General features: G+C 69.4%; 8 protein-coding genes. 7 read left to right on the top strand and 1 reads right to left on the bottom strand.

Annotation, left to right across the window (positions count from 1 at the left end; all coding sequences use genetic code 11):
* The first annotated feature begins 27 nt into the window (after nt 1–27).
* Nucleotides 28–1,521 carry a YncE family protein gene (locus VMT40_RS01850; protein ID WP_326356246.1) on the top strand — a complete coding sequence of 498 codons (1,494 nt, stop codon included), beginning with the start codon at nt 28–30 and terminating at the stop codon, nt 1,519–1,521.
* Between the two features lie 96 nt (nt 1,522–1,617).
* The gene (locus VMT40_RS01845; protein WP_326356245.1) at nt 1,618–2,436 is read left to right on the top strand and encodes an SDR family NAD(P)-dependent oxidoreductase; all 819 of its coding nucleotides are present in this window, start codon (nt 1,618–1,620) and stop codon (nt 2,434–2,436) included.
* Between the two features lie 198 nt (nt 2,437–2,634).
* Here the strand turns inward: VMT40_RS01845 and dtd are convergent, their stop codons facing one another.
* Complete coding sequence (dtd, locus tag VMT40_RS01840) at nt 2,635–3,078, bottom strand: D-aminoacyl-tRNA deacylase (protein WP_326357160.1); 444 nt, start codon at nt 3,076–3,078, stop codon at nt 2,635–2,637.
* Nucleotides 3,079–3,234: 156 nt separating this feature from the next.
* Between dtd and VMT40_RS01835 the strand changes: the two genes are divergently transcribed.
* The 5 genes from VMT40_RS01835 to VMT40_RS01815 all read left to right on the top strand — a co-directional run bounded on the left by VMT40_RS01835 (nt 3,235) and on the right by VMT40_RS01815 (nt 25,290).
* Nucleotides 3,235–5,229, top strand: a complete 1,995-nt coding sequence (locus VMT40_RS01835; protein WP_326356244.1) for a hypothetical protein — start codon at nt 3,235–3,237, stop codon at nt 5,227–5,229.
* A complete protein-coding gene (locus tag VMT40_RS01830) occupies nt 5,226–6,020 on the top strand; it encodes an ESX secretion-associated protein EspG (protein ID WP_326356243.1) in 795 nt (264 codons plus the stop codon). The genes VMT40_RS01835 and VMT40_RS01830 overlap by 4 nt, the downstream gene beginning before the upstream one ends.
* 84 nt (nt 6,021–6,104) lie before the next feature.
* Entirely contained in the window at nt 6,105–6,434 is a 330-nt protein-coding gene (locus tag VMT40_RS01825) for a WXG100 family type VII secretion target (RefSeq protein ID WP_326356242.1), read from the top strand.
* Nucleotides 6,431–6,925, top strand: coding sequence for a YbaB/EbfC family nucleoid-associated protein (locus VMT40_RS01820; protein ID WP_326356241.1), 495 nt, complete (start codon nt 6,431–6,433; stop codon nt 6,923–6,925). Before VMT40_RS01825 ends, VMT40_RS01820 begins: the two co-directional genes overlap by 4 nt.
* A 29-nt stretch (nt 6,926–6,954) precedes the next feature.
* A complete protein-coding gene (locus VMT40_RS01815; protein ID WP_326356240.1) occupies nt 6,955–25,290 on the top strand; it encodes a WXG100-like domain-containing protein in 18,336 nt (6,111 codons plus the stop codon).
* The last annotated feature ends 34 nt before the right edge of the window (nt 25,291–25,324 follow it).

The raw sequence follows: 25,324 nt of genomic DNA, 5'->3' as shown, positions 1-25,324 counted from the left end.
CCGCGCCAATTGTGGGAGGGGATTGTCTTGTCGGGTGTGGGTACCTTCGGCCCGGACGCCGGAATTGCCGCGGCTCCGGCCGGTTCGCGCATCGCGGTCATCGATTTCGGACCGGGCCCACTGACCGTCTCACTCCTGGTCACCGCCCCCGACGGCACCTTCCGAACGATCGAATCCCGCAGTCTCCCACCGGTTTCCGCCGCGGATCTCACCGAGATGGGTCTGCCCGCGGTGGTCGGGGCCGTGGTGAACGTCCTGCGGACCGCGGGCATTACCTCACCCGCCGATCTGCACGCCCTTTACCTTTCGGGTGCCGTGGCGCTGAGTCCGCTGGTGCAGCAGGCGTTCCGGCCGCTGTGCGCCGATCAGCGACCGCTGCTGTCGAGGCCTTCCCAGCTCGACATGCGGCCGGTGCGGGGGGAGGTCTTCCCGAAGCGCCCGCGCATTCTGCTGGCGATCGGGATTGCCTGCGCCCTGGTCGTCGTCATCGGGATCGTCGTCGGTATCGCCGTCTCGGGCAACGGATCGCACCCGTCCGCCGTAGCGGACTCGCCCTCGGTGGCGCTGGGAGTGCGGCTGGGCTCGGCGTACACCGCCGTCGACAGTGCCGCCGGGCGGTTGTACGTGGCCGATCAGACGGAGCGGACCGTGGTGGTCGTGGATATCGCGAATCACACCGTGGTCGAGAAGATCAACCTGTCGGGCGACCTGGTCGGGCTCGCGTTGGATCCGGCCTTGCACCGGTTGTACGTGGCGGGGAAGGGCGACAGCAGCCACGAGCTGGACGGTCCCCGGGCCATGCTGGCGGTGGTCGATACCACCACGAATGTGGTGATCAACTGGGTCGACACCGGCAAGGGGGCCGGGGGTGTCGCCGTCGACCCGGTTACGCACCTGGTGTATGTCACGACGGAGAAATACGTTGGCTTCCAACAGGATCCGACCACTGTGGATGTCAATGCGACAGCGTCAATCTCGGTGATCGATCCGTCGTCGGCGACCGTGGTGGCGTCGATCCCGGTGGGTACCTCGGCCGCGGAGATCGCGGTCGATCCCGCGGGGCGAACCGCGTATGTGGCCGGTTCGCGCTATGACCCGGTGACGAAGAACGGTCACGGCGTCATCGTCGTGGATCTGGCAGCCCAGCGGGTGACGGGTCTGCTCGCGGTGCCGACGAACGGGATGGTCCGGATGGCGGTGGATTTCGCCGCGAATACCGTCGTGATGACCGACATCGACAACGTGTACCTCGTCGATCTGGTCACTCATGCGCTCGTCGCCAAGATCGGGGGCACCGATTTCGGTGCGGTCGCGGTGGACCCCGCACGGCACCGTGCCTACGTCGTCGAAAACAGCGGGGACGGCTACCAATTGCGGGTCGTCGACACCGCGCGGCGCACCGATGGGACACCGTTGCGGACCGGAATGAAGTCGCTGGTGGGCTCCACGGTCGATCCGCAATCGCATGTCCTCTACGCCCTGGTGGGCGACTCGGTCCTGTTCATCCCGGCCTCGAACTGATCCGGGTGGCGCGGGTGCTCCGGCCCCCGGCACCTCCCGGCTGATAATTCGGGCGTGGCACCCGGGAGCCGGGCTTCGGTCTGGTTCGATGGGGACATGGCCGACAAGGTTGTTCTCATCACGGGCACTTCCACCGGGATCGGGCTGGCGGTCGCCGCCGCGGCGGTGCGGGCCGGGTATACGACGGTCGCGACCCTGCGCAATCCGGACAAGGCCGGGCCGGTGCTGGATACGGGCGCGGACGTCCGCCGCCTCGACGTCACCGATCCGGCCTCGATCGCCGAGTGCATCGACGGCGTGGTCGCCGACTACGGTCACCTGGACGCGGTGGTCAACAATGCGGGGGTCTCGGTGGTGGGCACCGTCGAGCACCTGCCCATGGCGGATATTCGCCGCGCCATGGAGGTCAACTTCTTCGGCGTGGTCGAGGTGACCAAGGCCGCCATGCCGCACCTGCGCGCCTCGAAGGGCCGCGTGGTGACGGTGACCAGCGTCGGCGGCGCGGTCGGCCAGCCGTTCAATGAGGCCTACTGCGCCGCGAAGTTCGCGGTCGAGGGCTTCATGCAGAGCCTGGAGCCGGTGGCCGCCACGGTCGGCGTCGGCGTGAGCGTCATCGAACCCGGCGCGGTGACAACGGAATTCGTCACCAACGCGGCCGTCGACATCCCCGCCGCCATTGCCGCCGCGGGCCCCTACGCACCCGCCCTGGAGGCCTACATCAATCGCACCCGCGGGGCCTACACCACCGCCCAAACCGCCGACGAGGTCGCCGAGGTGGTCATGTCCGCCCTCACCGCCTACCCGGTTGTGTTCCGCTGGCAGACTTCGGATTTCGCCCGCTCCTTCGTCGCCGACAGCCTCTCGGACCTCGACGGTTCGATCGTCGCGGGCTTGACCTCGAAATGGGTGCGCTGACGCCTCGACTCAGAACGGCGGCGCGATTCAGAACCGAATGTGCCTTGAGCCCGAGGCCGACCTCCTCGGGATCGCACACCACGCTCCCCGGCAGTCGTCGATGCAGTTCGAACGCGGTCTGCGTCTTGCCCCCGCCGAACGGTCCGTTGATCCACAACAGCATGCCCGCCACCCTATCCGCGGTGGCATTGCCGCAGTTCAGGCTTCGAGCATCAGGGTGACGGGCCCGTCGTTGACGAGTTCGACGTGCATGTGCGCCCCGAACCGTCCGGTGGCGACGGGCGCGCCCAGTTCGCGCAGGGCGGCGGCGAAGGTATCGACCAGTGGCTCGGCGACCGGTCCCGGCGCGGCGGCGTTCCAGGAGGGGCGGCGGCCCTTGGCGGTATCGGCGTAGAGGGTGAACTGGCTGATCACCAGGATGGGGGCGGACAGGTCGGCGGCGGAGCGTTCGCCGTCGAGGATGCGGAGGCGGAACAGCTTGTCGGCCAGCGCCTTCGCCGTGGCCTCGGTATCGGTGTGGGTGACGCCCACCAAGGCGACCAGCCCCTGGGGCGCACCGTGCGCGGCCGGATCGATCCGCCCGACCACCGCGCCGTCGACGCTCACCTGAGCCGATCTCACACGCTGCACCAGTATTCGCATGATCATCGATCTTCCCAGATAGCCGACTCGCGCCGACTTGGCTACCCTGAAGCGGCCGCGCATGCCCCGAATTTCCTTGTGCGCCACTGGGAGTTCACAGCAGTAGGCTGTGCTGGCATCTTCAGCTGGCAACGGGCGGAGCGACAGTAGTTAGCGATGGCACCTGATAACAACGATAAGTACAAGGACAAGGACCAGACGGCCTGGCCGACGCTGAAAGGCCAGGCGGACGCCAAGCAACTGGAATTCGAGCCGGGCGCGGCGGAGAAGGGCGCCCAGGCCGCGTCGACCCTGGTGGGCGACCTGCTGTACTACCAACAGATCATCGACGGTCATCTCACCGATATCGGCCCGATCGGCGATCTGGACTCGGGCGGGACGCTGGCCACCTATCTCAACGGGATCGGCAAGCATATGTCGGATGCGCTCACCACGCATATCGCCATCCTGCGGGACATGATCGACACGTTCAATCAGGCCGGGCGCAACTATGTCGCTACCGACCACATGAATGCCGACAACCTGAGGTATCTGCACACCTCGGCGCCGGACAAGGCAACCGACCTCAAGATCGACATCCCGAACAAGTCATCGCCCGACCCCAACGATGATTCGGCCGATGACGGCTACCCCGACAGTCTGAAGAACTACAAGGGCGGCAAGGAATCCTATTTGGTGCGTCCCGAGCCCAAGGACTCGATGAGCTGGGAGGCGCTGTACCACCTCGGGCAGGACATGAAGCCCGATCCGTACAACAACGCCTACGAGCTCTACAAGCTGCTGAAGGGCAAGGTCGACACCAGTCTCAGCGATTTCAGCAATAAGGTCCAGGCGCTGCAGAGCCAGTGGCGCAGTGACGGCGCGAGCGCCGCGCAGGCCGCGGTGACCAGTTACTGCAACAGCATTCAGCCGCTGCTCGACACCATGGACAACGCGTCCCAGGTGATGCGTTACACCAACCGCTGGATGGTCCAGACCAAGTGGTACATGCCGGATCAGGAGCATCAGCCGTGGAGCTGCGACAAGCAGGGTGAGCTGGATCGTTACCGCGGCTATTACCAAGACCACTACGCCGACGGCGTGACCCACACCTCGCAGTCGACGCCCTCGGTTCCGGTGCCCGCGCCCGTCGACAAGCCGAAGCCCAACCCGAATCCCAACCCGAACCCGAATCCCAACCCAAATCCGAATCCCAACCCGAACCCGAATCCCAACCCGAACCCGGATCCAAACCCCAACCCGAATGCCGGTGGTGGGACTCCGAATGCGGGCGGCGGCACCCCGAATGCCGGTGGTGGGACCCCGAATGCCGGTGGTGGGACCCCGAATGCCGGTGGTGGGACTCCGAATGCCGGTGGCGGCACCCCGACCCCGAAGCCCAATATCCCCCCGATCAAGGACGTCAAGGATCCGAACCCCAAGGGCTCCAACCCGAACGGAACCAATCCGAACGGCACGAATCCCAACGGTTCCAACCCCAACGGCACGAACCCGAACGGCTCCAACCCGAGCTTCCCGAATCAGACTCAGCCGCAGAACACTTCGTCCGGCGGCAGTTCCGGCAGCTCGGACATGTCCCAGCTGACCAGCCTGTTGAGCACGCTGGTCAGCGGTGCCAGCACCGGCATCTCGACGCTGTCCCAGCAGTTGCCGTCGATCCTGCAGGCACTCCAGTCGATGCACTCCACTGATCTGTCGAGCCTGGCCACCGCGCTGGGCGTGCCCGAGGATAAGTTGACGACCGCGTTCAGCGCGATCGAGCAGGATCCGTCGAAGGTGACTCAGCTGTCGCAGTTGCTGGGTCTGTCGAACGCCCCGCAGACGCCGACGGCCGGACTGCCCGGCGACACCACGCCGCTGGGCGCGGTGACCACACCGAACTCGGGTCTGGCGAACGGGATCCCCACGGCCGCCGTGGCGAATCCGCCCCTGGCGGGTTTGACGAACCTGTTCGGTGGAGCCTCCGGCCCCGGAGCCGTGCTGGACCCGTTGGTGGGTGTCGTGGCCGCGCCGTCGGACGCGGTCACGCCGATCGCTACCGGGGTCCCGAGCGCCGCTGCCGAACCGGAGACCGAGCATGTCGACTTCATTCGGGGTCTCGGGCAGACCCTCGAGGGCGTCGTCGAAGGTAACCCGGTGGTCGAGGCATGACCTGGGAATTCACCGACATCGAGTTCAAGGTCCTGTGCAATCTGTACCGGGAGGGCGCGATTCCGTCGCCCCTGGTGTACACGAGCCGGACCATGGACCACGATGTCTACGACCGCGAGCTGCTGGCGGCCCAGGAGGATCTCGACCGGCGACTCGATTCGCATTTCCGCGCCGTGTTCGAGGCCGTCTGCAACCCAGAGGTTTTCGTGGGTGTGCACGGGTGGCACGACGCGGACATCGACAATCCGGCCAAGCATCTGGTGGTGCACGGGGCGCGGCGCGGCCGTCGTGCCTGCGTGCTGATCCAGAAACCGGGCGAGACGACGATGCACAGCGGCGGCGTCACGATGCTCGAGTGCGAACCGGAGGAGCTGGCGGCGCTGCTGGTGGCGCAGCTGCCCCCGGCCGAGCCCGGTCAGTCGACTGTGATTCCGATCGCCACCGAGCCCGCGCCACCGGATCCCTATGAGGCGCCGCGGGCTTCGGCCTTCGACACCTTCGAGGAATCGGTCGATACCCGCAGTCTGCGGTTCTTCTCGACTCCGGCCGATCAGACCGGGGCCATGCAGATTCTGCAGGGACGCTCCAAGTACGGGCCCCGCGGCGTCGCGGTGTCCACCCTGGTGTGGCGTGATCTGCCCGGTGACGGGCGCTACCTGATCGATCTGGATCCGGAGGTGAAGTCGGCTGTCGGCGTGGACAATCGCCGGTTCATCGAGCACCTCGACGGTGTCATCGGGCAGATTTTGATGCACATGGAAGCCCGCGGAGAACAGCAGGAATACGTCTGATCCGATCCGGAGACAACCGAATCTGCACTCCGCGTTAACTTTACGTCAACTGGCTGGCCGCTCATGGCTGTCAAGGTCAACAGCATGAGCGGTCGGCTGGAGTCCTACCACGATCTACTGGTAACCGCTTCGCGGAAGACCGGCGATGTGCGGGATGGCATTCAGGGCGTCGTGGACGCGCTCGTGTCTCGCACCGAGGCGCTGGGGGAGCCGTGGGGCGGCGACAGCCTGGGTAGCCAGTTCGCCAGTGGCGGACAGGGATACCTGGCCAGCAAGAAGAACATTGTCGACGGCACCAAGAACATGGCCGGGACTTTCGGGAATTTCTCGAAGTCGCAGCAGGATTCGGCGGACGAGCTCGAAAAGACCGAGCGGGCCAATGCCGAGGCGTTCAAGGGCCAGTCGGGGCAATGAGCAACGAGTACCAGAAGGACGATCTCGCGGCCATTCTCGACGGTTTCGCCGACGAGATGCGTACCATCGTCGAGTTGCAGCGCCAGCGCGCGGCCCTGACCGCCTCCGCGACGGCGCGCGGCAAGCGCGTGACGGTCACGGTGAACGCCGACGGCACCGTCATCGAGACCCGATTCGGTTCCGGCATAGAGGAACTCGACTATCCGGAGATCGCCAAGGCGGTGACGGAGGCGGCCAAACAGGCGGCCGCGGACGTGGCGCGCCAAAGTCGCGAAATCATGGCACCGGTGTCGCAGAGCCGGAATCGGCTGCCCAAACTGGCCGACATCATTCCCGGAATGCCGGATCTCAGTAAGGAATTGGCGATTCCCGAGGCGCCGGTCGTCTCGACCGCGCCCCCGAAATCGCCGGAGCGACTCGGCGGCTTCCAGGAATCCGTTGCCGATTCGGAGCAGCCGCGCCGAGGCGGAGCCACCGATTCCGGATGGTGATGCGAACTCGCCGGGTGAGGTAGCCCCGGATGGCACTCTACCTGCCCCCTGAACTCGAATGGTTGGGCTGGCTCGTCGGGGTGGAATGGCCCGAGGGCAACGAAGACCGGATGTGGGAGCTGGCGACCCACTGGAAACAGGGCGCCGAGGATCTGCGTGCTCAGGTGTCGAAGATGAACGACGCCAAGTACGCGACGCTGGCCGCGTATATCGACGGTGATGGTCGCGACGCGATGGCCAAGACCTTCGATCTGCTGGCCGGTGTTGGCGGGAAGCAGGACGGCAACACCTCGATCCTGGATCTGGCGGAGTATTTCGATCAGATCGGTGATTCGGTGCACGACACCGGAACCGAGATCGAGTCGACGAAGCTCATGTTCTATTCGTCGCTGGTGATTCTGGCGGCCGAAATGGTGGCGGCGTGGGTCTTCCCGCCCACCGCTCCGGCCGCGGAGGCGGCAGCGCAGGCCGCTACCCGGGTCGCGGTGCGCATTATCGCCAAGCGGGCGCTCGCGGCCATCGAGCGACAGGTCGCGAAGCTGGTCGGCTCGACCCTGGCGAAATTCATGGTGCGGCATTTCGTGCTGGATGCCGGGTTGGGCCTGCTGCAGGAAGTGGGCATCGAGGAGTATCAGAAGGCGGTCGGGCACCGCAAGGACCTGGACTGGAACAAGATCACGGTCACCGGGATCAGTTCGGCCGCGGGTGGCATCGGGGGCGGCAAGGTCGGCAAGATGCTGGGCGAGCGGTTCGAGAACTCCATGATGAAGCCCTTCCTCGCCGCGGGCATTACCGGTGTCAGCGCCGGATTGGCCGGTGCGGGAACGGGATTCCTGGCCGGTACCGTGACCCAGTTCGGCCTCGACGCGTTCCAGCACGGTGTGGGCGATGCCTGGAAGAACATGGGCAACGCCTTCACCCATTTCGATCCGCGCATGCTGACCGGCGGCGGGTTCAATGGCGGACTGTCCGGAGTGAATCACACTGCCGCCAGCAACTTCTGGGAACCACGCGTCGCCCGCATGCGGGCGGGTGTATCGACGGATCTTCCGAACGTGGGTTCGCGGCCCGACATGACCACTCCGGGCGCCTCCGGCCATGCCGGTGGCGGCGACGCAGGCAGCAATCTGCACTCGACCGGATTCGCCGGTGACGCAGGGGATTCCGACGCTGGTGCCCACCATGTCGGCGACGGCAGTTCCGAGCATCCGCAGAATCACGATGTCGGCGGCATGAGCGTGGACGGCCGCGGACAGTCCGACCGCGGCACGCCCGAGGGTGAGCAGTCGGCGGGACCCGCCGATCACAGCCAGTCCGGGCCGCGTGAGCCGCATGCTCCGGCCGATATCGGCGCGGCGAGCGAGCCGCACGGTACCCAGACACACGCGGGGACTCCCGAAACCACCGGCGCGCCGGAGTCGGGCGTCCAGGCTGGTCGGCACGAAAACCACGCCCCCGCAGCAGATACCGGATCCGGTGGGTCCGGCCCGGTGGCGCAGCAGAACGGTCCCGCGCCCCAGTCCACCTCGGCTCCAACCGCATCAGACTCGCGCCCCGCTGCATCAGACTCCCGCCCCGCTGCACCAGACTCGCGCCCTGCCGCATCCGACTCGCGGACCGCTGCGGCGGCCCCGGCCGCTGACACGCGTACGACCCAAGCCGCCGCGGAGTCGAGTTCCCGAACCTCCGACCCCGCGGCGGAGGTGGGCGCTCGCGATGCTTCCGCCCCTGCGGCACAGGCTGATTCGAGCGCGACGGCCTCCGGTGCGACCGCCGACCCCGGTCCTGGCGAGCATCCCGCCCACAGCACAATGGCGACCGCGGCACAGGAGTCGCCGACGGGCGCGGCCCCGGCCGCCGCATCGGCGGAGAGCCCGATCGCCGCGGCATCGACCGGCCCTGTCCCCGCCTCGAACGGATCGGCACTCTCGGTCTCGAATGGCAACGCGCCCCTCGGGGCAGCGGACCGGCCCGCCGTACCCGTCGGCTCGTCTCCGGCCGGGAACACTCCGGCGGGTGCCGCGCCGACCTCGTCATCGCATCACGGTGGCTCGACCCCTGAACCTCGCACCGCGACCCCCGACCCACGCCCGATCCCGGCCCGCGCGGGCGATGCCACCGGTCTCCGTCCCGACACCGCCCGTCCGGAAGCCGCTCGCCCGCAATCTGGTACGGATGCCCGCCCACAATCGGGCACCGACGCCCGCCCACAATCGGGCACCGACTCCCGTCTGCGAGAGGGCACAGACGCTCGTACGGACGGAACTCCGCCTCGGCCCATCCCGGAATCCACGGCCACCCACGACTCCGCCACGCTCGGCGAGAACGAAGGCCGCACCGCCGAGACCCCTGCGGATCCCCACGATTCGCCGCAGCGTGACACTGACCCTGCGGCACCCGCCGAGCCCGAAAATCGCGCCGGTGAGGCACCGGCCGCCCACCCGGAGGCGACCGAACCGGCAGCCGCTCGGGAGGAACCGGCAGCCCGCCCGGACTCGGAACCGTCGGCCGAGCAGTCGGATTCGCGCCATCCCGGTGACGAACACCCCTCGGCTCACGACGAACCGGCACCGCCCGCAGACACCACGCCGCCGCGCGACGAACAGTCGCAACGGCCGGACTCGGGCGCAATCGCCGACGAATCCGGTCCCAGGTCGAACGACTCCGAACCCCGACCCGACGCCTCCTCGCCGCGCGACGAGAGCACGCCGCGTGACGGGAACCCGTCGCGCGACGAGACCGGTTTGCGGCCAGAGGAATCCGCGCCGCACGAGAGCGATGTGCGTCCACGGTCGGAGGAGACGCCGCTCGATTCCGAAGGCCGCCCGCGCCGTGACGAGGTGGCACCCGCGGACGGCGAGAATCACTCGCGCAGTGAAGAGGCCGGGCGGGAGCCGGTGGATCGTGCTGCGAACGAACCGGATTCGACGCGAGCCAATGCCGAGCCCGGGAACGCGCGCCACGATGACGAGCCGGAGCCGACAGCCACTCGGTCGGAGCCGACCGTCGAAGGCGATGCGCCACCCACTGATCGTCCGGAACATGCTGAGTCGGTGCATGATTCGTCCGAGCCGCGACGGTCGCCCGAGCGCCCCGGTGAGACGCCGGAGCGTCCGCGTCTCGCCGATGCGCACCCGGACACGGAGTCGCCCAAGGCAGGTGAAGCTGCGCACGATCACGATCACGACCGCGACGAGCGGCCCGACCACGGTGCGCCGCAGGATGGCCTGCTGGTCGCGCCGATTGCACTGGCAGACCATCCGATTCCGCATGCCGGTGAGGGCGAGCGCCGCGCTGTCGGTGGCGAAAGGTCGCGTGAGAACGCCGGAGCGGGGCCCGCTGAACGTCCCGCACCGGCGGGCAGGCGCGCGCCGTCCGATGGGTCCGGCGAGCGGCGTGCCGGGCCGCCGGAGCGCGGTGACGGCACCACGACGCATCCGGGAAACGTGCGGGAGCCGTCCGAGCATCCGGCGTCGCAGCATCCACCTCAGGACACCGATTCGGCTGGGCCGCAGCCGGACCGGACCACCGCGGCGAACCCGCACCCGAACCGCGGTCGCAGCGGCGAGCTGGCCCTGAAGCTGCTGCGCCAGCTGACCGGCAACGATTCGATCCGGGCGCCGGAACGTCCGGTCGGCCCGGAGGGCATGTCGGCAGCGCGGGTGGTCTCCATGGCGGGCGGCAGGCTGCGCGGCTATGAGGGCCATGAGGCGATCGCGGATCGGCTGCGGGAGTTGGGCCCCGGGGCGTCGGCGCTGGTCGTCGACCGCTACGCCGGTCCCGCCGACGAGCACGGCGTGGGCGCGCACGCGTATCTGCTGGTCAATGACGGTGGCAAGATCGTCGTGAAGGATCCGGCAACGGGCCGCGAGCACGGCTTCCCACCGGAGGTGCCCGGCGAGACCCGGAGTACGCACGCGATCCTGTTCAAAGGCGATGGCACCGCCGTGGAGCCGCTCAGCGAGCGCACCCGCCAGGGACTGGACCCGGTCCGGGCGCGTCACGGACTTCCGGGCGCTTCCACCCAGCCCGACGATATGCGTGCCCGGATCGAGCGCGCGCACCTGATGGCCAACCATGAGGTGCGCAAGGCCATCGAGAACCTGCACAAGGTGACGGGCCTGCGGGTTACCGAATCCGACTTGGCCGCAGGCAAACTCGCCGACACCATGCGGGATCTCGAGGGTCGCGCGCCCGGCAAGTCGAAGGGCGATCCGCAGGCGGCCCTCGACCGATTGCGCACCGCCGCGGAGAAATACCACGGCATGGAGGACCTGAAGCGGGCGGTCATCGCGGCCGACCTGGCACAGGCGGCCGAGCGAGCTCATGCGGCCGACCCGGCGCATCCGGAGGCTCCCGCCCGCACTCCGGATCCGGCGCACGCCGACAACCCCGCTCACACACCCGATCCGGTCGCGGCGGCGCGGGCGTTCGAGCGGGAGGTGACCGAGGCGATCAGGTCCGGCGAGGCCTCGGTCGAGGTGATCAGCGAGGGGGCTCTGAAGAGCGCCGAGCGGGTCGAGTTGGTCACCTTCGCCGACGGCACCGAGCTGATTCGCAAGGTGGTCACCAACCCGGCGCACGCCGACGCGGAGGAGCTCGCGTCGCTGGTCGGCCGGGCGGTCGGGGTCGAGGTGCCCCGCGTTTACCGGGACCCGTCGAACGAACACATCCTCTACATGGATCTGATGCCGGGCGATACCGCCGCGTATCACCATGAGGCGGAACCGAATCCGGCACTGCTGTATCACGGCACGCCCGAGGGCCTCCGCATGGGCTTGTTCGATGCCCTGCTGGCGATTCCGGATCGCAATCCCGGCAACTGGATGGTCAGCCCCGACGGCCATCTCATCGGCATCGATCACAGCCTGGCCTTCGGCAATGATCCGCGGGCCCGCAATCCGATCAGCCAGTTCGCCCGCCAGTTCGCCGAACCCGGCCCGAACCGCGAAACGGTCTGGCACGACCACGAACTCACGCGTTCCCAGGTCGCGGAGATCCGCGCCCGCCTGGACGCCCTGGCACCCGAATTCGAGCGGGTTGGCCGTCCCGACTGGCACGAGGCCATGCGAGACCGCCTCGATCAGATCGAGCAGCACGCCCGCCCCGACGAACCCGCACGCCCGGAGAACGTGCCGCCCGCGGAATGGGCCAGGGTTGGGGAGGATGCCGCTGGGATCGACGCGTATCCGGTCGACGAGTGGACGACGATGTCGCCGTCCGAAGTGGCCGAGGAGCTTCATCGGCGCTGGAACATCGACGTCGTCGGCTTCGACGACGGGACGGTCCATCCGGCCGTCGCGCAGGAGTTCGCCCGCGCCATCGACGATATGCTCGGGCGCTATCCGGTCGGCCGAAATCTCGAGCGGGTCGAGATCAAGGACCTGGGCGACAACCGCCTGGCCCAGGTCGATCCGGGCGTCGACCGCTCCACACCCGGCAATTACCTGTTGAACGCCAAGGCGATCCAGCTGAACGCGAGGCACGCCGGTAGCCTCGAGAACTTCCACGCCATCACCCATGACCCGGGCGGGTTCCACCCACCGAATTCCGCCAGGCGTCCGGTGTACGCGACGATCGTGCACGAGTTCGGCCACGTCTTGGACTTCGAATCCGGGAAGCCGTCCCCCGATCGATACCGACGCCCGTCCGACGACGCGCTGCAGGTTCTGCGGGACTACTTCGAGACCACTCGCGCCGATCTGGGCCGGGAAGAGTTCCGTGCCGCGTTCGAGGAATTCCTGGGCCAGCTCAGCGGCTACAGTCTGTCGGCCAAGGATGAGCACGGGAATCCCGGTCGCCGCCCCATGGATCAGTTCGAGCCGGTGGAAGCCGTCGCCGAGGCGTTCATGGACGTCGAATACAACGGCGACCGCGCCTCCGAGCCCGCGAAGGTCCTGTACTGGCACCTGATGGACGAGATGGCGACCTACGGCCGCAACCCGGACTCCTTCCACGTGCCCCCCGACGCGATCTCCCGACCCACCGGTCCGGCCAGGATCGAGGAGCCGGAAACGATTGTCGCCGAGGAGAAACCAAGTCCGGACGAATCCACGACGGTCGTCGAGGACCCGCGGAGCGAGTTCGCCCGTGGGAGTGAGGAATCCACCGTCGTCACCCCCGAGCCCGAGGGTCCCGCCGAGAAGCCCACCGCGGGAGACGCGGGTGCCGGTTCAGGGGGCAAGGAGCCGCCGGTCCCGCCGCATGCTGACGAGCCCGAACCGGAGCCCCGGCCGAATCCGGCGGAGGGTGAGAATCCCACGCCCACTGGCGAAAACACCGTACCCATCGCCGAGGCTCCGACCGTGGAGTTGCCGGTGCTCGAGGGCGAGCCCCCGCTACCCGAGGGTGAGCCGGGGCCGGAGCGGCCGGATTCGGTGAATCCGGCGGTCGCGTCACCGACCTTGAAGGCGGTCACCGATTACCTGTCCGACGCGCCGCTCGAACACAATGCGCGCCAGCGCACGCCGGAGGAGTTGGCCTACCTGGCGCGTTTGGCGGATGCGCTGGGCATGGTCGAGCCGCTGTCGCGGCGCGCGGATGCGCTGGCCTCGTTGCAGGAGCTGGCCGAGATGGCCAGGGCGCGTGGGTTCTTCGGCGATCCGGAGACCGGTACACCGCCGGGCTCGATGCGGGATCCGCGGGACTTCCGGCCGCTGACCACCGACGAGCGGTACGGCGGTGAGGAGTACTGGCGATCCGAGGTCGACCCGCGTGAACTGGCGGCGATCGAGGCGGAGTTCCGTGATCTGGGGATCGCTGATCGCCTGAACCAGGCCGACGCGGCCGAGGCCGCCTCCGGTCGAATTAACTTGGAGCAGAACGCATCCGGCACCACCGGCGGGCGGCACGACATCCCGCTGGAGCCGTGGTCGGATCCCGCGTACCACACCGGTGAGCCCCGCGCCCTGACCCTGGACGAGCTCCGCCGGGACATCGCAGCGCGCCTCGGTCTTTCCGACGCCGATATCGCGAAGGATCGCCTGCCCGAGACCGCGGGCGAACTGCAATACCGGAACATGTTGCGCGCCGGTGGTATCGAAGCGCTGGACGAGGCCACGGCCCGCCATGACGCGGCGACCGATCCGGAGCATCGCGCACAGCTGGCGCAGGTTCGGGACGAGTGGGCGCGCCTGCTCGGCGTCGACCCCGAGCGGCTCGCACCCGAGCATCGGGCGGCGACAATGGCGGAGCTGCGTGCCGAAACCCTCCGCCGCGCAACCGACATCGCCGATCTGATGGCGGCGACCTACCATGAGCCGGATCCCTCCGCGCCGCAGCGGCTGGTGTTGGAAGCCGGTGGCGATCGTGTCCACGTCACGGTCCGGACCGACGCGGACGGTGTGCGGCATCTGGAGCCCGCGACTCGGCCGACGCTCCCCGGCGACCGCCTTCCCGCCACCAGGCAGCCCGTGCGCCCGCCGTTCCTGCGGCGGCTGTGGGACTTCATCAGGGGTGGGTTCACCGATCAGAATCCGAAGTACGCCTCGGGTTCCGGCCTCGACGGCAAGGGGCAGAAGGAGATCATCCACGAGGTCGGCGGCTGGCTGCACAACGACTTCCTGGAACATCTCGACATCAACCCGGCCCGCCTGGGCAAGGAGTTCGCGACCTTCTGGAAGCAGCGCGAGGATCTGCCGTTCTTCAACCGGCTCACCGCGCGGGTGGCGGATACGGCCTCGGAACTGGTGCCGATGCGCACCCGCGACGGCGGCGAATACCAGCCCTGGCTCAGCGAAGTGGATCCGGCCACGGCGGCGCGTGCCGCCGAAGACCTGCGCTTGGCGGGTATCTCGAACGAGGACCCGGCACCCGCCGCGCGGCCCGAGGCCGGGCCGGGCACCGATCCCGCCGCAGTCGGCCAGCGAGAGCATCTGCCGCAGTTGCCATCCGGCGGCGACCACGCCACGAATTCCGCTGAACACACTGGCGGACAGCATGATCCGGCGACCGAACCCCAACATGAGTCCGGCGGTTCGCGCGATGTGCTGCCGAAGGCCCTGGCCGACGGCCTCGACCTGCGCGATCAGGCCCTGCAAGAGGTGCTGAATCAAGCTGCGCGACAAGGCATCGACCTGCGTGCCGCCGATCCGCCGACGCTGCGCCGCCTGATCGACGAGGCGACCTATGTGCTGTTGCGCCGGGCGGGCGCGGTGGAGGCCCTGTTCGAGGTAGCGCAGCGCTACAACGTGGAGGACGCGCGCGTCCCCTTCAGCCGCAGCATCAACTTCTTCGACAAGGATCCGCTGGGCCGTTTCCTGCGCGAGCTGGTGCACAGTGATCCGACGCGCCAGGACTGGGCGATCACCAGGCTCGCCCGCAAGATCGGCCTGATCGGCCCGGACGACCCGCACTTCACGGCGCTGGAATGGGACGGCACCCCCAATGGCGGCGAACCGGCCCGCAACTTCGATGATCTCTCGCCGGAGGAGCTGGCCACGCGCAAGGAGGGTGTGCTCTTCGACAACGCCCTGATGCGCGATCAGATGCGGGAGGAGCGCTCGAACTGGGCACAGCTGCTCGGTGTCGGACTCGATGAGCTGAGCCCGGAGCGGTTGCCGCACACTGTGGCCGAATTGCGCATGGCGATACGCGAACACGCCGACCAGGTGGCCGATCTCGGTCGCGCCGTGGACGATTACCTGCACGCCGATGCCGAGGTGCGCAAGACGGCGCAGGACCTCGCCGAGGACGCGGCCCGCGTCTTCGTGGCCGAGCACGGCGGCGCGACGCTGGACCGCGGTGTCGCGGTGCTGCCCGGAGACCCGCCCCGGCTGCAGGTGATTCGTGCGAGCGGCGACCACGAACAGGTGCTGGCCACCTATCTGGCCGAGCATCCCGAGGTCGGCCGTCAGCTCAATGACGGGCGTCTGGGGCTGGACTTCCGCCTGGTCACCATGGACGACCAGGGGCGCCTGCACGTGGTGGACGAGCACACGCCCGAGGTCCGCTTCCACGAGCCGGAACTGGGCGGCGAGAAGATACCCGCCACCACGGTGCGCGATCATCCGACCCAGCCGTGGCGGGTCGTCGAGGAGCGCACTACCGAGACGCCGACCCTGCACGAGGCGCCGACCCCGCACGAGGCACCCGAACCGCTGCCGCGCACACTCGATGAATTGCGCACGGCGCGTGACGAACTGGCGAAGAAGCTGGCCGTCTACCGCGAGGACCTCACCCCCGACAAGCTGGCCGACACCATCAAGGCCATGCAGCTCGACAACGCGCTGCGGGCCGCGCAGATCGAGGGCATGGCGGACTTCATCCGCAGCAGCGACGGCATCGCGTCGTTCCACGACCTGAACGGTGCCCTGCAGCAGCTCGCGCATCGCTTGAACCTGGACCCGTCGGAGTTGGGTCCGCGGCGCATGGCCGAGGCGCTGGCGGATCCCGGCCTGCGCAATGTCCGCCGCCTGCAGGCGGTTCAGGATCTGGTCGAGTACGCGGCGGGGGTGCGCGGCGTGGACGAGGCCGCGGCGCTGGCCGCGCGGGATCGGCTGGCCGAGCGTCTCGGTGTCCGGCCCGAATCGCTGTTCTCCGACAAGTACGACAAGAAGGCGGATCGGTTCGGGCCCGATCCCAAGAGCATCGAGCCCGCGGCCTTGCTGCGGGCCATCAACGACATGATGCATCGGTCGGCGGAACGCCCGGAATTGCTTGCCGCACTGACCGAATACGCGCACAGCCTCAGCGCGATCGATCCGTATCACCACGAGATGCGGTTCGATCCGGCGTCGGATCCGCGGGTCGCCGAGGGCGAACTGCCGATTCACGACCCGGACGCGGCCGCGCTGCTGCGTGCCTTCAACCATGAATTGATCGGTGAGGCACCGCGTTCGGATCAGCTCTCCCATGCCGGTGAGGTGTGGGCGCGGCTGCAGGGTCTCGAGCTCGGCGACGATCCGAAGCGCCTGGCCAAGGCGTACGAGGCCTACCGTGACGGCAAGATCGAGAAGTTCGAGCGCCCCACCGACGCCGAAACGCGGGCGACCGTGGAAGAGCTGCGCGCCGAAGCACGCGCCCGGGCACGGGATATCGAGGCACTGCGGCGACTGGCGGAGGAATACAACGCGATCACCAACCCGGTGGAGCCCGAGCGCCCACCGGCCCGTCCGGCCGACGCGGCGGCCGAACTCGACAGCGCGCGAACCGATCTCGAACGCGCGGGCAAGAGTCGCGATTACGCGTTGTCCCGCATCACGCACCCCGACGCACACGAGCCCCACCTCGACGGCGCACCCGGCCGCCGGATCGGCCCGGAGGACCTGACTCCGGAGCGGCTGGCGTCCACCATCGAACACCTCGAGCGACTGCCCATGCCGGATGCGGTGCGCCCCGGCCATGAGGCCCGGATCGCCGAACTGCGTGCCGCCGCCGAGCATTACAACGCCACCGAGGCGCGGGTCCGGGCGGCCGAACACGAGCTGAACCGGTCCCTGATGGCGGGTGCGCGGCCCGGTGAAGCGCCGGTGGAGACCCTGCGCCGGGAACTCGATCAGGCATTGCGCGATCGCGATCGGGCGATGCGGGGAGTGCGGGTCGAGGCCTCGGATCTGACACCGGAACGCTTCCGCGACGCCCTGGACGAGGCGACCCGATACGCGCGCACGCCGGAACAGCACGCGGAGATCGGGCCGCGCATCCAGCGGTTGCACGATGCTGCGGTGCGCGTGCATCAGATCGAGGAGCTCATCGCCGGTCACGAGGCGACCGCCGCGGCGCGGGCCCGCGCGGCCGAGTCTCCGCTGGACGCCGCCCGCCGGGAATCGACCGCGGCGCAACGTGAACTCCGTGCGGCCCGGACCGAACGCGATCTGCTCATGAATGCTCCGAAGCCGAATGGCGCGGAGGAATTCGCGGCCCGTGACACGGCGTTGCGGGCGGCGCTCGACCGGGTCGATCGCGCCCAGGCCGCCGCCGATCGCTGGTCGGCGGAGCTGAAGCGGTTGTGGGCCGCGCACACCCGCGCCGCCGTCACCCCGCATGAGGCCGCCGCCCGGGCGCGCGAGGAGGCTCGGGCGGCACTGCGGCAGGCGATCACCGACTTCCGGGCCGCTACGCGCCTGAACGTGGCCGAATCCGATCTCGTTCCGGCCCGGCTCGATTCGACCATCGAGGAACTGCAGGGCAAGACCGCCCTGCAGAACGGCCCCGGCAGCGCCACCGCATTCGAGGACCTCCGCCACGCCGCCGAGAACTCCCACCGCGCCGATGCCCTGGCCCGATGGGTCGGGGACAACGTCCCGCACCTCACCGACCCGAACTCCGGTCCTTCCGGCCACGAGACCACCGAGCGGGATTCCGGCGGTCCCGAGAAGGGTGGGCCGAAGCAGCCTTCCGGCACGGAGGAGGGGCGATATCCGAATCCGTCGTCCGAGCCGGAACACGCTGGCGGCGAGGGTGATTCGATCGACGAGTCGCTGCTGCGACCGAAGTCCGATCCGAACGATCCGGACACGTGGTTCGATCGCATGCAGGCCGAGCAGGCCGATTGGTCGGCCCGAATGGACGCCAAGCACGCGCGGTGGCTCCACGAGATCGCCGATCGCATGGTGCCGGGCAGCCCCGAGGAGCGCTTCGCCCGGCTGCGCGCCGAGAACGCCGACCTACTGGCCCGCATTTCCGCCGACCGCGCCGACTGGTACTGGGAGATGGCCGGTGGCCGTCCCGACGAGGGTCCCACCGCGCCGCAGGGCGAGCATGAGGCGACCGTGCCGCAGAGTGAGCATGAGGGGACGGAGCCGCCGGGTGAGCATGAGGCGACCGTGCCCAATACGGTGGAGGAGCCGGTGGTCTCGAACGAGGCCGAGGCGGGGGTCGCCGCGCACGAGGCCGAGACCCAGACCCTCGAGGTCACCCACCCGGAACAGCAGGCCGAGGAGCCTCCGGCCTCGGTGAATCCGGCCCATGTCTCTCCGACACTGCGGGCGATCGCCGATTTCCTGGCGGATGCGCCGGTCGAGCACAACGCCCGCCCGCGCCTCCCGGAAGAGCACGCCTATCTGCGTCGCCTGGCGGAGGCGCTCGGCATGTCCGAGCCGCTGTCGAGGCGGCAGGACCCCCTGGCTTCGCTGCAGGAATTGGCCGAAATGGCCAAGGCGCGCGGCTTTTTCGGTGATCCGGAGACCGGCGACCACCCGACTCCAATGCGGAACCCGGAAGACTTCCGCCCGCTCACCGTCGACGAGCGCTACGGCGATGAGGAGTACTGGCGGACCGAGGCCGAGGAGCCGCCGGAGCCGCCGCACAACGAGGCCCCGACCGGTGAAACACCCTCCGGTACTGCGCATTCCGGTGCGCCGGAGCACCTTCCGCTGGACCCGTGGTCGGAGCCCGCGCACAACCGGAACCCGGAACCGCGGGCCATGTCGCTCGACGAGCTCCGGCGCGATATCGCCGAGCGCCTCGGGCTTTCGGACGCGGACGTCGCGAAGGACCGGCTGCCGACGACGGCCGGTGAGCTGCAGTACCGGAACATGTTGCGCGCCGGTGCCATCGAGGCCCTGGCCGAGGCCGTGGCACGCCATGATTCGGCCACCGACGCGGGGCAGCGCGCGCAGGCGGCGAAGGTGCGCGACGAGTGGGCGCGTCTACTCGGGGTCGACCCCGAACGGCTGGCTCCGGAGCACCGCGCCGCGACGCTGGCCGAGCTGCGTGTCGAAACCCTCCGGCGGGCAGAGGATGTCGCGGATCTGGTGGCGGCCACCTTCCACGAGCCGGATCCGGCGGCTCCGCGGCGTCTGGTGCTGGAGGCCGACGGTCAGCGCATCCATGTCCTGGTCCGCGAGCACCCGGACGGGACCCCGCGACTGGAGCGCACGACCCGTCCGGCCCTGCCCGGTGACCGTGCGCCCGCGGTGCCGGAGGAGCCCCGGCGGCCGTTCCTACGCCGTCTCTGGGACTTCGTGCGCGGCGGATTCATGGATCCGACCCCGAAGTACCCGTCGGGTTCGAGCCTGGACTCCAAGGCCTTCGCCGATTGGGAGAAGGGCGCGGCCGTCTGGTTCCACAACGACATGCTGGTCAAGCCCAACGACGACAGCAATCCGTTCCGCCCCGTCAAAGAGGTTGTGACGCTGTTCAAGTCGCGTGAACGGTGGCCCTTCCTGAAGAACGCGAAGATCTTCGGCTGGGAACTGATCGGCAAGGTCCACGAGGTCAGTGGCGTGTCGGAGCCGATGCGCACCCGGGGCGGCGAGTACGAGCCGTGGTTGACCGAGGTCGACGAGCACGTGCTCGCGGAGGCGAACGAGCGGCTGAGATTCGCCGAACTGCCGGTCGGTGCCGAGCAGCGCCCCGAACTGCCCGCCGGTGAGCGACCCGCCCACGAGCTGACCGCCGGGCCGGAGACCCCGCACGGGGCAGACCCGCAGACCCCACACGAGGCGGAGCCGCAGATCCCGCACGGGGCAAAGCCGGAGGCTCCCCGGGAAGCCCTGCCCAAGTCCTACGCCGACGCGCTCGACAATCGCGACGCCGCGTGGCGGGAAGTGGCGAAACAGGCTGCGCGCCAAGGCATCGACCTGCGCACCGCCGACCCCGCCACCGTGCGCCGACTGGTCGACGAGGCCAACTACATTCTGATCCGCCGCGCCGGTGCGGTGGAGGCGCTGGCGCTCGCCGCCGACCGCTACAACGCGCAGGACGCGCGCATCCCGTATTCCAAGCAGATCAGCTTCTACGACAAGGATCCGCTGGCCCGCCTGCTGCGCGAGCTGATGGCCAGCGATCCCGTCCGCAACGATCCGAACCGGAAGATCGGCCTCTGGACCCGCGTCGGCCGCACACTGCATCTGCTGGCACAGGATTCGCCGCCGATCACCTTCGTCCACTGGGAGCGGGTCGGCAACAGCGAGGAATCCACCCCGCACTTCTGGGATCCGTCGCCCGAGGACCTGCTGAACGTCAAGGAGGGGGTCCTCTTCCAGAACGCGGTGCTGCGCGATCAGATTCGCGAGGCGCGCTCGAACTGGGCGCAGCTGCTGGGCGTCGGCCTGGACGAGCTGACCCCGGAACGGTTGCCCCATACCCTGGCCGAGCTGCGCATGGCGGTGCGCGAGCACGGTCGGCAGCTGGCGGATCTGGCGCACGCCGCAGACGACTATGTCCACGCCGAGGCGGAAGCGACCGCGCGCGGGACCGAGATCGCCGACGACACGGCCCGCTCGTGGGTTCGCGAGCAGGGCGGCGCCAACCTCCAGCACGGCATCGGCATTCTGCCCGGTGATCCGCCGCGCCTGACCGTAATCCGCGGCGACACCGATCATTTGGAGGTGCTCGCCGGATACCTGGCCGAGCATCCCGAGGTCGGTCATCAGCTCAACGACGGCCGTCTGCGCCTCGACATCCGCGGCGTCGATCTCGACGAACACGGTCGCCCGTACGTCTATGGCGAGACCGCCCCCGAGGTGCGTTTCCGCCAGTTCGAGGTGAACGGCGAGCCCACCTCGGTATTGCTGGCCCGTGACAGCGCCGCCGACCACTGGCAGCTGGTCGAGCGCCCGCACGATCCCGCCGTGACGCCGATCGAGCCCGAGCGGCCCACCCGAACCGTGGACGAATTGCGCACGGCGCGTGACGAACTGGCGAAGAAGCTGGTGGTCTACCGCGACGATCTCACACCCGCCGAGCTCGATCAGGCCATCAGGGACCTGCGTCACGCGAATGCGCTGCACGCCGCCCAGATCGAGGGCATGGCGGACTTCATCGCCACCGCCAAGGCCATCGAGTCGTACCACGGCCTCAACGACCTGTTGGACAAGCTCGCGGGCCGCCTCGGCATCGATCCGGCCGAGCTCACGCCGCAGCGGCTGGCCGAGGCGATGGCCGATCCGGGCGTACGCAATGTCCGCCGCCTGCAAGCCGTCGAGGACCTGCTGAAGTACGCGAAAGCCCTTCGCGGCGTGAGCGATAAGAGCGACAAGGCCGTCCTGGCGGCCCGCGACCGGCTGGCCGAACGGCTCGGTGTCGATCCCGAGCAGCTGTACGCCGAGAAGTACGACAAGAAGGCCGATCGCTGGCGCCCGGCCGCCGACAGTGTCGAGCCGAAGGCCGTGCTGCGCGCGGTCAACGACCTGCTGCACCGCTCCGCCGAGCGGCCCGAACTGCTGGCCGCGCTGGCCGAATACGCCGACAGCCTGGCCGCGCTGGACCCGTTCCACACCGATCTGCACTTCGATCCGAGCCGGGATCCCCGCGTCGCCGAGGGTGAACTGCCGATCCACGATCCGCGCGGGCCCGGGTATCTGCGCGACCACCTGCACGAAGACCTCGGCGAGGCATTGCCTTTGGACGAGATCACCCATGCAGAGTCGGTCTGGACGCGTCTGCAAGGCCTGGAGCTGGACGGCGATCCCGCGCATGTGGCGGAGCTCTACGAGCGCTATCGGGACGGCAAGATCGAGGCCCACGAGATCCTCGACAGCGAGAAGGCCGCCCAGAAGCTCGACGAGCTGCGGGCCGAAGTACGCCAGCGCGCAGCCGATATCGAGGAATTGCGGCAGCTCGCTGACGAATACAACCGGGCCACCGCGCCGCCGGAAGCCGAGTCCGCGCCGCCGCACCCGAAGCAGGCGGCGGCCGAACTCGACAGTGCCCGAAGCGAACTGGAGACCGCGCGGGCCATGCGCGAGTACGCGCTGGGCAGGCTGGTGGCGCGGCCGGACGAGCACGCACCGCATCTGGACGCCGCGCCGGGCCGCCCCCTGGTCGACGCGGACCTGACGCCGTCGCGGCTGCCGGGCACCATGGAGCACCTGAGGCGGCTGCCCGTCGACGAGGGGCAGCACGCGTTGCAGCAGGCACGCGCGGAGGAATTCCAGCGGGCCGCGGAGCGGTACAACGCCGCCGAAGCCCGGGTCCGGGCCGCGGAACGAGGCCTCGAGAGTTCCGTGCTGGCCGGTGCGCGACCCGGTGAGACCCCGGCGGACACGGTTCGTCGGGCGCTCGATGAGGCGCTCGCGGAACGCAAGTCCGCGATCCGGGGTGTCCGGGTCGATGAATCCGAGCTCACGCCCGAGCGATACCGTGACGCGCTCGACGAGGCGGTCGGCCACGCCCGGACACCGGCGGAACACGACGCGATCGGCCCGCGAATCGAAGCGGCGCGCGCCGCGACGGTGCGGGTGCATCAACTCGAGGAGCTACTGGCCCGGCACGAGGAGCAGGAGCGGGAACAGGCCCGTGCCGCCGAGTCCCCGATCGACACGGCGCGACGCGAATCAGCCGCCGCCCAAACCGAACTCGACGCTGCCCGCAGAGCCCGCGACGAGGTCCTCGCCGCCCCGAAGCCCAGTGGCGCGGAGGAATTCGCGGCCCGCGACGAGGCCTTGCGGGCCGCCGTGGACCGGGTCGACGCCGCCCAGGCCGCGGCCGATCGGTGGTCGTCCGAGGTGCGGCGACTCGAGGCCGCCGCGGCCCGCGCCGGAGTCTCCCCGCACGAGGGCGCGGCCGCCGCTCGCGACGCGGCCCACACCGCACTGCGCCTGGCGATCACCGACTTCCAAGCGGCCACCGGCCTCCGCGTCCACGAATCCGAACTCACCCCCGAGGCCCTCGCCCCGACCCTCGAGGAGCTGCGCGGCAAGACCGCACTGCAAAACGGCCCCGGCAGCCGCACCGCCTTCGAAGACCTCCACGCCGCCGCCGAGGCCTTCCACCGCGCCGACGCCCTGGCCCGCTGGATCGACGAGAACATCCCCCGCCCAGGCGATCCCACCCCCTCCGGCCCCGAAGAAGAGGGCCCCACCGGCGGCACCCCCGCCACCCCCCACGACCCCACCCACCCCGGCTCCGACGGCAGCTCGACCCCGGAACCCGTTCAGCACGAGGACGATCCGACGCCCCCCGCCGGTGATGCCACCGACCCAACCAAGCCCACCGGCCACCGCGCCGAGCCAATGCCCTCCCACGAGCAGCCGAACCCCGAAACCGACAAGACCTCCACCCCAACCGATCCCACCCACCCGGTCCGGCCCGAGCCCAACCGAGAGAACCCGTCACCAAACGGAAGCGACCCCGTCGTCCCCGACGTGAAGGCTGAGAAGGACTCTGGCGCAGCCGATCCCGGTCATATGCCGGTGCGGTCGGGTGAGGTCGATTCCGGGGCGTGGCCGGAGGCGGAGCCGGACGCCGAGCGCGGGCAGGAGTCCGAGTCCGGCGGGTATCGGTGGAATCCGTATTCGCGGTCGCATGTGCCGCATCCGCCGCGGCCGTTCAATCCGGAGTTCCCCCAGTACGTTCCGCAGCCGTCGCAGCAGGCGGCGCCGTGGACCCTGCCGCCGGATGCGCAGCAGCCCCCGCAGCCTCCGCAGCCCCCTCAGCCTCCGTCGTATCCGCAACCGCCCAGCGGGCCGCCGTCGACGGGTGGGCCCTCGCCCTCGTGGCCGGGCGGTACCGGTATACCCACGCCTCAGCAGCCCCCCGTGCCCTCGATCCCGGCCTACCCGGTGTCGCCGCCTCCCGGTGCGGGTTGGCCGGGCGGTCAGCTGCCGCCGAACGGTCAAGTGCCGCCGTGGAATTCGTGGCCGTTGCCGGGCACGCCGCAGCAACCGGGCGATTTCCCCGAGATTCCGGGCGGATCATCCCAGATTCCGGGCGGTGCCTCCCAGCCGCCCGGTGGGTCTCCAGGACGGCCGACCCTGCCTCATGGGCAGGACCCGCAGCAGCCGGGCACGCCGTCTCTGCCCGGGGTTCCCGGCCATCCGAACAGCGGGCTGCCGCACCTTCCCGGTTCTCCGGCCGGTCCCGGCGGACCCACGCTGCCGCCGGGCGCGATACCGGATTCGAGCGGTGGACAGCCAGCGTGGAATGGCTACCCGGGCAACGGTTCCAACGGCGCTGGTTCGTCCGGCGCGCCAATGGGCCCCGGATTCCCGGGCCCCGCGGGTGCGCCCGCAGCGCAGCAGCCGGGTGTGAACGGCGGCCGGTCGCGTGGCGGCAATCGTTTCCCGCGTGCGTCGGGTCCGTCCGGTTCCGGCGGCGGTGTCTTCCTGCGCTCGCATTCGGGTTTCGGCGAATTCGCGATGCTGAACCCGTTCACCGGTGACCTGCGGTCCGCACCGGCCGGTGCGGGTTCCCTGGCGGGTGTGTACGACGATCTGGATGGGCTGCGGGTGATCTTCTATCGGGACACCCAGGCCGGTCTGGTGCTGCGGGTCGGCGATCAGGCTCTGGAACTGGATCGCCTGGGCGCGGAGGTGCATTGGGAGCGCACGCAGCACGGCTTCCATCGCTTGTCCGTGATGGTCGCAGGCGCTCCGCAGTGCGAGGTGCGATATCACCCGGTGGCGACGGACGCGGATCTGGGCATGCTGATCCGGGACGTGCTCGCCGACCCGGTGCGCCGCTCGGGAATCTTCGGATGACATGCTGAGACTCGGCTCGGCCGAAGGAGGAGAG

This window comes from Nocardia sp. CDC160 (genome assembly GCF_035818795.1).
Classification (GTDB): Bacteria; Actinomycetota; Actinomycetes; order Mycobacteriales; family Mycobacteriaceae; genus Nocardia.
Note: the sequence above shows the minus strand (reverse complement) of the source record. Positions and strands in the feature narration are given on the sequence as shown.